The sequence below is a fragment of the Pseudoalteromonas denitrificans DSM 6059 genome (assembly GCF_900112265.1).
GTDB classification, from domain to species: domain Bacteria; phylum Pseudomonadota; class Gammaproteobacteria; order Enterobacterales; family Alteromonadaceae; genus Pseudoalteromonas; species Pseudoalteromonas denitrificans.
This window is the reverse complement of record NZ_FOLO01000014.1, coordinates 39,110-52,740: the sequence shown is the minus strand read 5'-3', so window position 1 is coordinate 52,740 and position 13,631 is coordinate 39,110. Positions and strand designations below refer to the sequence as shown.

Sequence of the window (13,631 nt, the reverse complement as noted above, 5' to 3'; positions counted from 1 at the left end):
ATCCTCGTAAATACCTAATATTAAAATCTTTAATTGAGTTAATGAGCATCATCAAAATATATTATAGTACCTATAATGATAAATTATCGATGGGTTACATCTTTACACACAAGGGTAACATTATATAATATCTTGCAGGTACAATATCAGAATGTAAAAATATAAATAGCTGATTTAAATTATGTTCATCGTTTGTTTTAACAAGTGATGAAATTTAACGCTATTTTTGTATGAAAAACACAAAATAAATGTAGCAAAGATGTGATTTTATGTGTATGGTTTGTATCTAGATGACAACGTTGTCAATTATTTTGGATGAGTTTTGACAGCGTTGTCATTTTCACTGGGCAGAAAGTGAATAAATATAACTAAATGATTCGAGGGGAATCCTGTGTTAGCTAAAAAATTTAAAAGAAATATATTAGCGGTTAATATTGGTCTTGCAATGAGCGCTGGTTTTAGCGGTTCAGTATTTGCGGCTGATGAAGTCAAAATTAAAGAAGATGTAGAAGTCATTGAAGTACGCGGTTTACGCGCTTCGAATAAAGCCAATATAAACTCAAAAAGATTTTCAAATGCGGTAATTGATGCTGTGAGTGCTGAAGATATCGGTAAATTTCCAGACTCTGATGTTGGTCAGGCGCTAGGTCGTGTTCCTGGAATTACAGTTGGACGCTCATTTGGTCAAGGCTCGTCCGTATCTATAAGGGGTACGGATCCTGTGATGACACTAACAACATTAAATGGTCAAAATGTAGCATCTACAGGCTGGTATGATCAATTAAATATAGATCGCTCCTTTAATTATTCTATGCTGCCATCTGAATTGATCGGTGGTATGGAAATTTATAAGTCAACCCAAGCTAACTTAGTTGAGGGTGGTATTGGTGGTACTGTAATTGTTAAAACACGTAAGCCACTTGATATGAAAGCTAACTCTGTATTTGCTTCAGCAAAAAGTGAATATGGAACTATTAATGAAGAAGTATCACCGGAAGTTTCGGCTCTATATAGCTGGAAAAATGATGAAGAAACTTTTGGTGTTTTAGTTGCTGGATCATATGTTGACCGCGAATATCTACGTGTTGGAACTGAAGCTGATTTAGATTGGGGTGGTAGATCATCTATACAGCCATCTAGCTTTCTTCAAGAACAGGAACGTACAGCATTAGACGCAACTTTCCAATATAGGCCAACCGATAACTTAGAGTTTGGTGCGCATATACTCTCTTTGGAATTAGGTGCTGATAGTATTGGTGCTAATATGTACATAAATACTGATACAGATTGGGGTGATGGAGACTCTAATTGTCAGAAGTTCAATGCCGCTGGTGTTTGTACTTTAAGTGTAACACCCGAGAGTGATCCTTCAAGAGTTTTCTTCCAAAATTGGGCTCGTAAAGGTGAGATGACTTCTGATACTTTTGAACTAAATGCCAAGTATGAAGGTGAAGGTTTTACTTTAGAAGTAATCGCGGGAAATACCAAGGCAGAAGGTGGTACTCAAATGAGTGCAAACTTTGGCTATGGCTGGTGGGGTGATAAGTTTAATCAAGTTCAATGGGCTGGTACTGTTGATGCCACAGGTAAGCAAATTGATATCAATGGACGTGATATGGGCTTTGGTATTGATCAATTAGACACAACTGTAGGTACATCTCAGTGGACTGGTATTCAAGGTCCTAACTCGGATGAAGAAACTTATGTGCAAATTGATATTGATTTTGACTTAGATTTAGGGGCTATCAATAAGTTTGAAGCTGGAGTTCGCTTTACTGAACATGAATTTGAAAAGTCTCAAAATCGCGCCATTTATGATGCAGATAAAACTAACTCATTTAATAGTTCAGACCTATATAGTGGCACAATGAAATTAGGTTATGATGAGTGGACTGTTCCTAAAGCTAACCTAGATGCAATGATTGATGGAACTTTATCTTTAGTTGATAAGTTTGCTTATAGTCGTTCAGCTTATGGCAAAATTGAAGAAGAAAACTTCTCTTTGTACGGTATGTTCTCTTTTGAAGGTGATGGTTTTCGCGGAAACTTTGGTTTACGTTATATAAAAACTGATGTCACTTCTAGTGGTCATGTCATTGATAACTCACCTGCAGATGATCTTGCAATAAATGAAGGTTGGAGTACTGGTGTTAGCAGCATAAAAGACAGTTACAGCGATGTATTACCAAGTGTAAATGTTGCATTTGATTTACAAGATGACTTGATTTTACGTGCATCAGCGGGTCAAGCTATTACGCGTCCAAGTTATGATAACTTGTTTTTGTCAAGCTCTGCGGGTTATCCTGATGATCGTGGTGGAAATGAGCAAATTACTTATGGTAATCCTGGTTTATTACCTATGAAATCTTCACAGGCTGACTTAAGCTTGGAATATTATTATGGGAGTGGCAATCTAGTATCTGCGACTTATTTTGTTAAGGATATCAGTAATTTTATTGTAGCAACTACAGAAGTTGATCAACAAATTGGCGTAGTTAATAATGATTTGGATACTCCTGCTGATAGTTGGATTGTTAACAATTACCAAAATGCTGGTGGTGGTACAATTGATGGTATTGAGTTTCAAATAAATCATGCTTGGGATAATGGTTTTGGGTTAAATGCAAATTATACATACACAGATGCGGATGCTCCTGCGGAAGTTTATACCGATAATATAGGTGTTTTTACTGAATCTTCAAAACACAGTGCAAACTTAGTTGCCTATTGGGAGAATGAAACATTCTCTGCGCGTACAGCTTATAACTATCGTTCAGAGTATATGGTGCGTGAATATGGTAATTACTACGGTAACCGCATGCATGATGATTTTGGAACTTTAGACGTGACTTTAGGTTGGAGTGTGAATGATAATATTGCGCTAAGACTTGAAGTTGTAAACCTAACCGCTGAAGATGATGTTCAATATGGTGCAGCTGCAGCTGGCACAGAGGTTAAGGCTGCACTTCAAGAAGGCAATCCAATTTGGTCTTTCAAAGGTGAAACTACTTATAAGTTAGGCGTTAGTTATAATTTTTAAACGCTATTTTTGAGTAAAAATAGCCCAGTTTAGACTGGGCTTTTTTATATGAGAAGAATATGAAAATAAAACGTATTGCAATTATTGGAGGGGGAACTGCAGGTTGGCTAGCGGCAAATCATCTTGGAGTCGAGCTTAATGCTGATCCTGAAATTGAAATTACTGTTCTAGAGTCAAAAGATGTACCTTCAATTGGTGTTGGTGAGGGAACGGTACCTTATTTGATGAAAGGGTTAAAACGATTTGGTATTTCAGAAGCACAGTTACTCCTTTCTTGTGATGCAACTTTTAAACAAGGGATCAAGTTTGTTAATTGGCTAGACCCCGAATCACATGGCGAAAATTATTATTATCACCCATTTGATACACCATATCCGGGAGGCTTTGATATAAGCCCTTTTTGGGTTTCTCAAGGAGAGGGTCGTCCTTTTGATGATGTCGGCATACAAGCAAGAATATGTGAACTTGGCTTATCTCCTAAAAGAAAAAATTCAGGGGAATATTTAGGTGACTTAGCATATGCTTATCATTTTAATGCAACCAAATTTGCTACTCTTTTGGCTGAGAACGCACAAAAAAGATTCAATGTTGTTCATGAATTTGCAACGATTGTTGGAGTAAAAAAAGATGATAAGGCTAATATTTCGCATCTTTTAACTGATACAGGCTCAGAGTTACCTTTTGACTTTTATGTTGATTGTAGTGGCTTTTCTTCGATATTAATTGATAAAGAATTAAAAGTACCATTTGTAAGTAAAGCTAAAGAGTTGCTAACCGATACAGTACTTGTACAGCAAATGCCCTTAGTAGATGATGAAAATATCAATCCATATACAACAGCTACAGCTCATAAAGCAGGCTGGATTTGGGATATCCCTCTTATTAACCGTCGAGGAACTGGTTTTGTTTATTCTAGTCAACATATGAGTGATACAGAGGCTTTGAGTCTTTATGCTGAATATTTAAATGTGCCTAAGGACTCTATTTCACCAAGAAAAATCTCAATGGACATAGGTTATCGAAAAGAGTTTTGGAGTAAAAACTGTGTAGCTTTAGGGTTAGCTCAAGGTTTTCTTGAGCCTTTAGAAGCAACATCAATATTAATATCTGACTTTTCTGCAGAATTATTAGCGCGAAATTTTCCTAGATATGCATCAGATATAGATATATCGATTCCTTATTATAATAAAGTTGTTACATATGTTTGGGAGAAAGTAGTTGACTTTATAAAGTTACATTATTGCATATCTGATAGAAGAGACTCTCAGTTTTGGTTAGATAATCAAAAACCAGATACTATTTCTGAAGAGTTAAAAGCGCGTTTACAAAAATTTAAGCTTCAACCTCCTCAGCAGTCAGACTTTTTTAGTCGTTTTGACTTATTTGATGATAAGAATTTTCTTTATGTACTTTATGGAATGAAATTTGACACTAAATCAACGAAATTAACTCAAATGGAAATAGAACAGAGTTACTCTCTTATTAAAAGTAATGATGTTTTAGTTAATAAGGCTGATAAATATCTAATGCCACATAAAGACTGGTTAATGGGGTTAAAGGCTGCTGTAGCTAAAAATTAACAACTAGTTAGTTGGTATTTACGATATATTTATAGTTATTAATAATAATGGAAATTGTACAAATATAAATCTAACTGTCTCTTTTTATATCTTAAGGAAAGGCATAAAGAGTTAGTTTATAAACATTGATAGTTATCAATTGACTGGGTTACTAAGTTATGTAATATGTAGGCACTTATTTTATTGCTACTGTATATCATTCAAAGTAGTGGCATCTTAATTTTATGGAGAGTAGTACTCATGGCGGATAATATCCAACCTTTACGTAGTAAAGAACATGCAAAAACAAAAATTAAAAACGGCTTAAATGTTGAGTTTACAAAATTACAACATTTGGTTCCAGTTGTTGCCCATGAATTTTCTCGTGTTGCAAATGAATATCCTTTAGTTTTTATTAAAAATGGTGAGTCAGGTGAATTTCAACCGGTAGTGGTATTTGGACTTGAGCCCGGTGAAAACTTATTTATGAAAGATGACAAATGGCAAGGAGCATACATTCCTCATGCACTTACACGTTACCCATTTGTTTTATCTACAAATCCGAATGATGAAACTAAATTACTTGTAGGCATCAATGAATCTAGTGACTTAGTGAATGAAGATGAAGGTCACGCTTTATTCGATGAAAAAGGTGAGGAAACAGATTATCTTAAGCGTCGTAAAGAGTCTTTAATTAATTTTATTGAATTTTCCCAAGTTACAGCTGGGTTTTCAAAGTACTTAGCTGAAAAAGAATTGTTAATAGCTCAAACACTCACATTAGAAATTAAAGGTGAAAAAAGAGACATTAATGGTATTCATTTAATTGATGAGAAAAAATTAAATGAATTATCTGATGAAGACTTTTTAGATATCCGTAAGCGCGGATTCTTAGGTCCTATATACTCATTTTTAACTTCTTTGCATCAAATAAACCGCTTAGCAAAATTAAAATCTGAGCAGATGTAGTAAAAACTGAGATCTAGAAATAAAACCCAATTTTTTGGTTTTATTTCTAGCTTCAAATTCATCACCATACAACTTCTTATCAAATCATTTCTATTACTTTACTAATCGATTCTCCTAAGTTTTTTAACCTTTAATGGCATCAATTATGCTTCATTTATATGTAGCTTAATTATTGACACAGAATTTCCAAAGGAGATTTATTATGTTTAATAAAGAATATTGCCGAGCTTTAGAACTCAGAATGTTTAAAAAAAGTAAAGAAATTAAAAAATTACGCTCTCAGCTATTTTTTTTGAGACTTATTAGCTTTACTTTTATGTGCTTGTTTTTTGTCAGTCAAATGCAAATTGCAACTTAAAAAATTACCTCGTTAGCTTTTTGACAAATACTACAACAAAGAGTGCTAAGGTGAAGCTTCCTGAGAAGGCTTCACAAGCAGCAATAAAACGTGAGTATCCGACTGGTGTTATGTCCCCATAACCTAAGGTCGTGAATGTCACAACACTAAAATATAAGCTGTTGAGTAAAGCTGATATATTATCGGCTGTAGAGTTTTGTAAACTAAAATGAATGATGTGATTAGATTGACTAACACCAAAAACGAAGTAGCACATGGCACAACAAAAAATTAAGGATAAAGAGAAAAATATTACATTAAGTGGCTTTTCTCCATAACCACACAATAAATCAATGAACTTTGAAAATATTCTGCGTTTTGACCATTTGGGATAACGGTATCGCCTCATTATTAATTCTTGATGACTGAATTTACCTGATAACTCAAATAGCCCTTGAAATTCAGCTGCTTTACGCAGATCTCGATAAATCTCTTCTGATTGTTCATAATAATCTAAAGCGATGTCTTTTTTACCTTCATTTAGGGCACTTTGAGCTTGTGTTTGTTGTAATATTTTGATGCCTATATTTATATTATCAATTCTGGTATTAAATAATTTTATGCCAAGTAAGTTAGTGTCTTTTAAACTACAACAATGTAAGTTAGCTTCATTTAAATTAGCTTTCATTAATGAGCCGTTTTCAATTTTGGTATTGAATAAATGGGCTCCTTTTAGGCTTGCACGATAAAAGTCACTGCCACTTAAATCATAACCTTCTTTTGAACCTGGTTTTACAAGGTTTAAGCCATCTAAATTTGCACGTTTAAGTTTTAATCCTTGAAGTAGGCCCCCGGACTTTGCATATCGCTCAAGCTTATCTTTTAAATTTAGCCCACTTTTATCAAACTTTTCATCATGCCAAAAACAAAAACCTGTGCCCATATCTGTTTCTTGGCATTTTTGTTTAGTTGGGCTATGAAATCTGCATTTTGGCTTTTCGGTCATAAGCATCAGAAATTGGAGTGTTTTATATTTATATAATGGTAGCAGGGATCTGAAACCTTGCTAAAAAATAGTGATTTAAAATAAGATTTACTTATTCATGTTTGAGGGTTTTTGAAACACGTTTAAAATCAGCTTTTAAATCGTTATAGCGTTGTTCATGTAAATGAGGCAGTTTTATACCATCTACTAATTTAAAGGTATTAGAACATTTTTGAGCAACTTCAGTGCGATTTTTTTTGGAATGTTGTAATACTTGTATCAATGCTTGAATTAAATTGAGGGCGCTACCTGTATTAACGGGAGCATACTCTAGCGCCTTTTCAAAAGCTTCAATTGCTAAGCTGAAGTTACCTTTTTTGTATTCTTCTATACCTTCTTTATTATGCTGTTCAAAAATACGAATATTTTCTTGTGCTTTATTTGTTTGATCCAGAATCATAGATTCAACGAATTGGCTATTCTTATTATGCTGCTTTAAAGCTTCTTGTTGTTCAAATGCTGCTTCAAACTCACCAATTTGTAATAAAGTTAAAATAGATTCTGGGTATAAATCGTAAGGGAGTGTTTCTTTATTCTCTTCAATTACACAATTTGCATCCGCTAGGATTTTTTTAGCGCTTAAAAATTTCCCTTGAACTGCATCTATTCGTGCATGGCATAAAGCCTCAAAGCTAGAAAATGGTGTTTTAATAAATAAGGATTTCTCATTTTTGGCTTGCTGAATTGCTAATTTACTTTCTTTTATATAATGCTCTTTATCTGGTGCATTATCGGTATTTTGAGCAGCATCAAGTAAAGAACGCACGTAGTTCAATTGGTGTTCTATGTTTTGATGTATTGAGCGTTTACTCATAGCTAAAACTGATTGACAGGCACAAATCAAGCTGTTGTAGGCGCTATTCTTTCGTGCAATATCGGCAAATAAGTATTGCCGTGTAAATGAATAGGGCGAAATAACGGCACTTTTTTTTATAACGTCTAAAGCTTGTTTTTTCTCTCCTTGAGCTAATAAGCACTTTGCTTTAATGTCATGGGCTTCAACACGAAATCGGTTTTGTTGTAAAACTTCATTACAAAGCGCTAAAGCATCGCGATATAACTTTTGTTGATAAAAAATATCAGCTAAAGATATAAGTGCCCAAGCAACTCGCTTGGTATTTAATTCATTTACTAGTAATTGTTCTGCCTGTTCAAAATTTTTTTGTTCCTTATAAAGGTTTGATAATAACTTTGTACAATATTGTCTATACCGATTATTACACGAAATAATTTTTTTGACTTCAGTAATAGCCGTATCTTTATCATCATTTGAAATCGCAGAAAGTGTTTTCTTTAGGGTTTTTTTTCTATTAAATACTTTATGGATCCTGTTTTTCAAAACACCTTGAGAAAAAGGTTTTATTAGGTAGTCATCAGGCTCGGCTTCTACCGCCCCTAGAACCATGGGACGTGTTGTTTCACCTGAAACTATCATATAGATAGAACCTACAGCTAAGCACTTCTTAATTCTTAATTCTTCTAGCAGTTGGCGACCATTTTTACCTAAACCAAGGTTATAATCTATAAATAGTAAGTCAAACTTAATTTCCATGCATTGTTTAATTGCAGATTCACCGGTATCTGCAAAATGAATGTTTCTAGCACCAAGGCCAAATAACATTCCTTTTAATAAAGTTTGAAAAGAACGTTGATCATCAACGATTAATACTTTTCTTTCTTTGAAATCAATAATTTCTTTTTCTGGCATCCGCTTTTATGTTTCGCCTTTATGTATTATGAATAGTAAACTATTTGACTAGAACTGCGTAATAAATTTATTTAGAGATTATTTTGTCGATTGATTATCAATTAAAAAAAAGCTACAAGCGTAAAACGATTGCAATACATGTAAAAAATACATTAGTTACAGTTTTAGCTCCTCACTTTGTCCCACTAAGTTATATCGACAGATTAGTGAATAAAAAACATCAATGGATTATTGATAAAATAGAGCAGCAAAAATCAACTGAATATTTTAGTCAACATAAGCAATCTGCTTTTGATAACGGAGAGTTTCAATTATTTGATCGTACTATTAAATTAACACTTATCGTATCTCAAAATTCAAGCACTCAGTTTAATGGTAGTGAATTGGTTTTGAGTGCTTCACCTCGTGTTAAAAATCTTGCGCTATATCATCAGAATCAATTAAAAGAATTCTTAAAGACTGCTTTAAATATATACCTACAAAAAAGAGTTATTGAATTGGCTGAGGTAATGAATTTAAAGTATGTAAATTTTCAATTAAAAAGGTATAAGCGTAGATGGGGAGCCTGTAATTCTAAAAAACAACTCAGTTTTAATCTGTTACTTGCTGGAGCGCCTGAATGGGTAATTGATTATGTTGTGATCCATGAACTCGCACATTTAAAACATTTAAATCACAGTAAGGAATTTTGGTCGCTTGTAAATAAGTATTGTTGTGAGGTTAAAAAAGCTGAAAGTTGGTTGAAAATAGAAGGAAAAAAATTAGAAATTTAATGAAACTGGTGGAGGGAGGTGGATTCGAACCACCGAAGGCTGAGCCGTCAGATTTACAATCTGATCCCTTTGGCCACTCGGGAACCCCTCCGCAGTATGCGGCGAACAATATTATTGTTCATGCTTGTATTCACACTTGATTCGGCCAAGAAAAAAGTGGTGGAGGGAGGTGGATTCGAACCACCGAAGGCTGAGCCGTCAGATTTACAATCTGATCCCTTTGGCCACTCGGGAACCCCTCCAGAACACGGAGCAGATATTAACAAAAAGAATTAAGCTGTAAAGTTATTTTTTTTAAAAATCGTTTGTTTGCCTTAATTCCGTTCAAATAGAGTGAAAACTAAGCATTGTGGTAAAAGATAGATCCAATTGAGAAACAAAAAAATAACGATTCCATTTTTATTTAAATAAAATTTAAGAATTTCATAATCTAGCCGATGTTTAATATGTAAGTTATCCACTGGGTTATGTTTTATGCAACTTGATGACATTTTGATTAATGAAGCACAATTAGGCAATCAATTGTCTATTTGTGTTGCTGAAAACCGTCGAAATGATTTTTCAATACTTTTAGCTATGTTGTCACAGAATGCATTGGACTTTTCTGAGTTTGCTTTACCTAAAAGTGATCCTAGCGAACTGTATGCTCAGGATCAAAACTTAAGAGTAGCACTGGGCGCTGGCGTTGAACAAACATTAGCACCTGAGCATATTGATTTTTTAATCGGCATAAGAAATGCGGAAATAGTTCAAGGTGATAGTCTAGAGCAGTTTAAGTTAATGAACTATTTAACACCAGAGCCGCTAGCTATTAGAAATGATGTAACTCATATTCGTACTGAAATTATAGATAACTGTGAATTAGCAGTTAGAAAAAGAGTGAAAAATAAAGATATCCAGTTAAGCCATTCTCCAATGAATGCTGCGCGTTTCTATGAACAATTGAAAAGTCCTGAAATCCATAATAACTTGGTTTTACAACAAGCTTAAATTTTTTCTAAATTGTCAGTGAGAATGTTAAATGTGTTTTATTTGCTGTTGATTTTTTCCTTGGTTAAATTAGCTGTTTTTTTAATCAATCAATTGGCATAACTAAAATTTGAATTATCAAACTGAAAGCAGGTAATTTAACGCAATTAAGAATTTACAGAATAAGGAACTTAACTTTATTTTGTAAGACCTTTATTTGTAATGACATTTTTTAAATTTTTTATTACTACCACAAGGGCATAAATCATTTCTATTGATTTTTATTTCTGGTGTTTCCTCAATGTTTCCATCTAAATACTTCCAGCAATCATTTTCTTTTATAAATTTTGACTTTTCATGCAAAGTACATAATAAGTTACTAAATAAATAATGTACTTTAAAAGTAACAAAAGATTCTTCAATAAAGTCATCAGTTTCAAGCACTTCAAGTTTCAAAAATTGACAGCTATTGGCAAATTCAGCAATTTCTTTAATTGGATTTTCAGCTTGTTTTTCTTGAGCATAAGTCTTGTAAATATACTCAGCATCCCCTTTACTATATGCACTATATCTTGAGCGCATCAAAGCTTCTGGATTGGTGGGGATTTTGTCACCATTAATAAAAGGTTGGCAACATAGGTTAAAACTTAATTCATTTCCACATAAACACATATAAGGAGGTCACTTTATTTTTTGATTAAGTGAAAGTCTAACAAATTTTTTATAGCATTAATTATTTAACTGTTCTTTTTCATATGGAATGTATTATTTGGTTTTTTTTGATCGGTAAAGCAATATAAATTTGTATTAGATGATGATTTAACTTTGGCTATAGATGCTAATTGGTATTTAGTAAGCATATTGGTCCAAGTTATCACAGCAGAAAAATTACCGTTATTTAATGCAGAATTTAGAACATAATCTAGATTAGATAAATGTTTTTTTCTGATAACTAGCAGCTTAGATTTATCAATCGAACAAGAGTCTAATAGCGATTTACTCGGAACATGATCTGGAGCAATTAAAAGCATCCAACCATTTTGGCTATTGTATTGATGTAAAATTTTTATTAATTCAAAAGTAGCTGAAATATCATCTTCAATTTCAATCGAATGTAATGATGATTGACAGTGGGTCATGTTGTAGCTTTTAACTTTTCTGATTTCAATTGACTGATGCATTACTTTCTCACTGGTTATTTATACAGTACATTTATATACAGTAGTTTATACAGTTGTTCGGTGCAAGCTTTTTTTGTCATTTTTTAATCAATTTTTTACATCCTGTTTCTCATCTATATATATTTTAAATTGATCATCTTGAATTTGTTCATATATATTAGCAGCTTGTGTTTGAGCATCTTTTATTTGCTTAGCACATAAAGATCTTTGTAATTTATTCTTTGCTTCAACTGCTTCTATTAAACCTTGTGACTCTGCGAGTGTTAGCCAAGTAACAGCATGGTATTCACTTTGTGGTAGGCCATTTCCTTTTGCAAACATTAATCCAAGATAAAATTGTGCTTTCACATGACCAGATATTGCAGCTCGCCTCATCCATTTAGCTGCCCCCACATCATTTTTTGTTTTTGCCATGTGAATCGCAGTTGAAAATAATTGTTCTGTGCTGGGAATTTGTTTATTTGTTGTAGTGATTTTTTTGTGGTTTGAATCAACGATATCAATTAATTTTGAAAATGTATTTAACAGTTGTTCTTCGAGCTCAAAAAGTGTCATTTCTTGTAGGTTTTTATCAAGCATTGTTTATATCTCCCACAATGTTCATCTAGTTATAGAGCTTAGTTTATGAATAGGATCTTCAAAACTTTCTATGAAAAAAATATGGAGCAGGTGAGTATTCATTTTGTACTGCAGTGTTAACCTAGGCTACAATATATCTTTTTATTAAATATATTATTTCTATGATTGAAAGAATTTTTAAAGTTAAATCACAAGGCTCTAATATACCAAGAGAATTAATTGCAGGTCTGACAACATTTATTACGATGGTTTATATTGTTTTTGTTAACCCTGCGATGTTGGCTGAAGCTGGAATGGATCAAGGTGCGGCCTTTGTTGCCACTTGTATTGCGGCAGCAATTGGCTGTTTTATTATGGGTTTTTGGGCAAACTATCCATTGGCTTTAGCACCAGGTATGGGATTAAATGCTTTTTTTACGTATGGTGTTGTTTTAGGTATGGGTTATTCATGGGAGTCTGCTTTAGGTGCTGTATTTATTTCAGGCTGTATTTTTTTGTTATTAAGCCTTTTCAAAGTTCGAGAGTGGATTATTAATGCAATTCCTATGGTACTAAAGCAAGCTATTGCGACAGGGATAGGTGCTTTTTTGGCATTAATAGCACTTAAAAATTCGGGTATTATTATTGCGAGTCCTGCTACATTTGTTCAATTAGGGGATTTATCATCGGCTGGACCTTTATTGGCTATTCTAAGTTTTTTTGTGATAGTTGCATTAATTCATAGAGATATTAAAAGCGGTGTTTTATTTAGCATTTTTATTGTCACATTTATTGCCGTAATATCGGGGTTAGTTGAATATCAAGGTATTGTATCTATGCCTCCTTCATTAATACCTACTTTTATGCAGTTTGATTTAGCAGCTGCATTTGATATCTCTATGCTTAGTGTAATATTTGCGTTTTTGTTTGTTGATTTATTTGATACCTCAGGCACTTTAGTTGCGGTAACACAAAAAGCGGGTTTAACCGATAAAAAGGGGAATATTCCACGCTTAGGGAAAGCATTAAGTGCGGATAGTACTGCAACGATAGCGGGTAGTATGTTGGGTACTTCTACAACAACTTCCTACATAGAGTCTGTTGCAGGAGTATCGGTTGGTGGTAAAACAGGACTAACCGCTGTTGTAGTTGGTATTTGTTTTTTATTAATGCTATTTTTAGCGCCACTTGCGGCTATGGTGCCTGCATATGCAACAGCCGGTGCTATTTTATATGTATCAGTACTCATGTTATCTAATTTAAAATTAGTTAATTGGGATGATATGACGGATGCGATTCCTGTATGTGTTGTATTACTTATGACGCCACTTACTTTTTCAATTGCCAATGGTATTGCACTGGGTTTTATTTCCTATACAGCAGCAAAAGTATTATGTGGTAAAAAAAATGAGGTAAGCATAAGTGTTTGGATTTTGACTGTAATGTTTATTAGTAAGTTTGCATTCTTGTAGGCCTTAAACTGAAAATAAAA

11 protein-coding genes and 2 tRNA genes are annotated in these 13,631 nt (G+C 33.4%); 6 read left to right on the top strand and 7 right to left on the bottom strand.

What is annotated here, in order from left to right:
• Positions 1-445 precede the first annotated feature (445 nt).
• The 3 genes from BM088_RS10850 to BM088_RS10840 all read left to right on the top strand — a co-directional run bounded on the left by BM088_RS10850 (position 446) and on the right by BM088_RS10840 (position 5,568).
• A complete protein-coding gene (locus BM088_RS10850; RefSeq protein WP_091983662.1) occupies positions 446-3,040 on the top strand; it encodes a TonB-dependent receptor in 2,595 nt (864 codons plus the stop codon).
• Between the two features lie 59 nt (positions 3,041-3,099).
• The gene (locus tag BM088_RS10845; RefSeq protein WP_091983576.1) at positions 3,100-4,620 is read left to right on the top strand and encodes a tryptophan halogenase family protein; all 1,521 of its coding nucleotides are present in this window, start codon (positions 3,100-3,102) and stop codon (positions 4,618-4,620) included.
• Between the two features lie 240 nt (positions 4,621-4,860).
• A complete protein-coding gene (locus BM088_RS10840) occupies positions 4,861-5,568 on the top strand; it encodes a SapC family protein (RefSeq protein ID WP_091983575.1) in 708 nt (235 codons plus the stop codon).
• A gap of 362 nt (positions 5,569-5,930) precedes the next feature.
• Here the strand turns inward: BM088_RS10840 and BM088_RS10835 are convergent, their stop codons facing one another.
• A complete protein-coding gene (locus BM088_RS10835; protein WP_091983573.1) occupies positions 5,931-6,911 on the bottom strand; it encodes an ion channel in 981 nt (326 codons plus the stop codon).
• A 91-nt stretch (positions 6,912-7,002) separates the two neighbouring features.
• Positions 7,003-8,658 (bottom strand): tetratricopeptide repeat-containing response regulator, encoded by a 1,656-nt coding sequence (locus BM088_RS10830; RefSeq protein ID WP_091983571.1) that lies wholly within the window; start codon positions 8,656-8,658, stop codon positions 7,003-7,005.
• Between the two features lie 83 nt (positions 8,659-8,741).
• On the opposite strand from BM088_RS10830, the gene BM088_RS10825 reads away from it, so the two are divergent.
• Positions 8,742-9,431, top strand: a complete 690-nt coding sequence (locus BM088_RS10825) for a M48 family metallopeptidase (RefSeq protein ID WP_177208018.1) — start codon at positions 8,742-8,744, stop codon at positions 9,429-9,431.
• A 6-nt stretch (positions 9,432-9,437) separates the two neighbouring features.
• Here BM088_RS10825 and BM088_RS10820 read toward each other — a convergent pair.
• A tRNA-Tyr gene (locus BM088_RS10820) sits at positions 9,438-9,522 on the bottom strand.
• 66 nt (positions 9,523-9,588) lie between these two features.
• Positions 9,589-9,673 (bottom strand) — tRNA-Tyr (locus BM088_RS10815).
• 232 nt (positions 9,674-9,905) lie between these two features.
• On the opposite strand from BM088_RS10815, the gene BM088_RS10810 reads away from it, so the two are divergent.
• Positions 9,906-10,421: a VC2046/SO_2500 family protein gene (locus tag BM088_RS10810; protein ID WP_091983568.1), complete on the top strand. Its 516-nt coding sequence runs from the start codon at positions 9,906-9,908 to the stop codon at positions 10,419-10,421.
• A 192-nt stretch (positions 10,422-10,613) separates the two neighbouring features.
• Here the strand turns inward: BM088_RS10810 and BM088_RS10805 are convergent, their stop codons facing one another.
• From BM088_RS10805 to BM088_RS10795, 3 genes are all read right to left on the bottom strand, one after another.
• Positions 10,614-11,072 (bottom strand): YchJ family protein, encoded by a 459-nt coding sequence (locus BM088_RS10805; protein ID WP_091983566.1) that lies wholly within the window; start codon positions 11,070-11,072, stop codon positions 10,614-10,616.
• Between the two features lie 65 nt (positions 11,073-11,137).
• A complete protein-coding gene (locus BM088_RS10800) occupies positions 11,138-11,581 on the bottom strand; it encodes a SulA-like leucine-rich domain-containing protein (RefSeq protein ID WP_091983564.1) in 444 nt (147 codons plus the stop codon).
• An 87-nt stretch (positions 11,582-11,668) separates the two neighbouring features.
• Positions 11,669-12,160: a tetratricopeptide repeat protein gene (locus BM088_RS10795; protein ID WP_091983563.1), complete on the bottom strand. Its 492-nt coding sequence runs from the start codon at positions 12,158-12,160 to the stop codon at positions 11,669-11,671.
• A gap of 161 nt (positions 12,161-12,321) precedes the next feature.
• Between BM088_RS10795 and BM088_RS10790 the strand changes: the two genes are divergently transcribed.
• Positions 12,322-13,611 (top strand): NCS2 family permease, encoded by a 1,290-nt coding sequence (locus BM088_RS10790; protein WP_091983561.1) that lies wholly within the window; start codon positions 12,322-12,324, stop codon positions 13,609-13,611.
• Positions 13,612-13,631 lie beyond the last annotated feature (20 nt).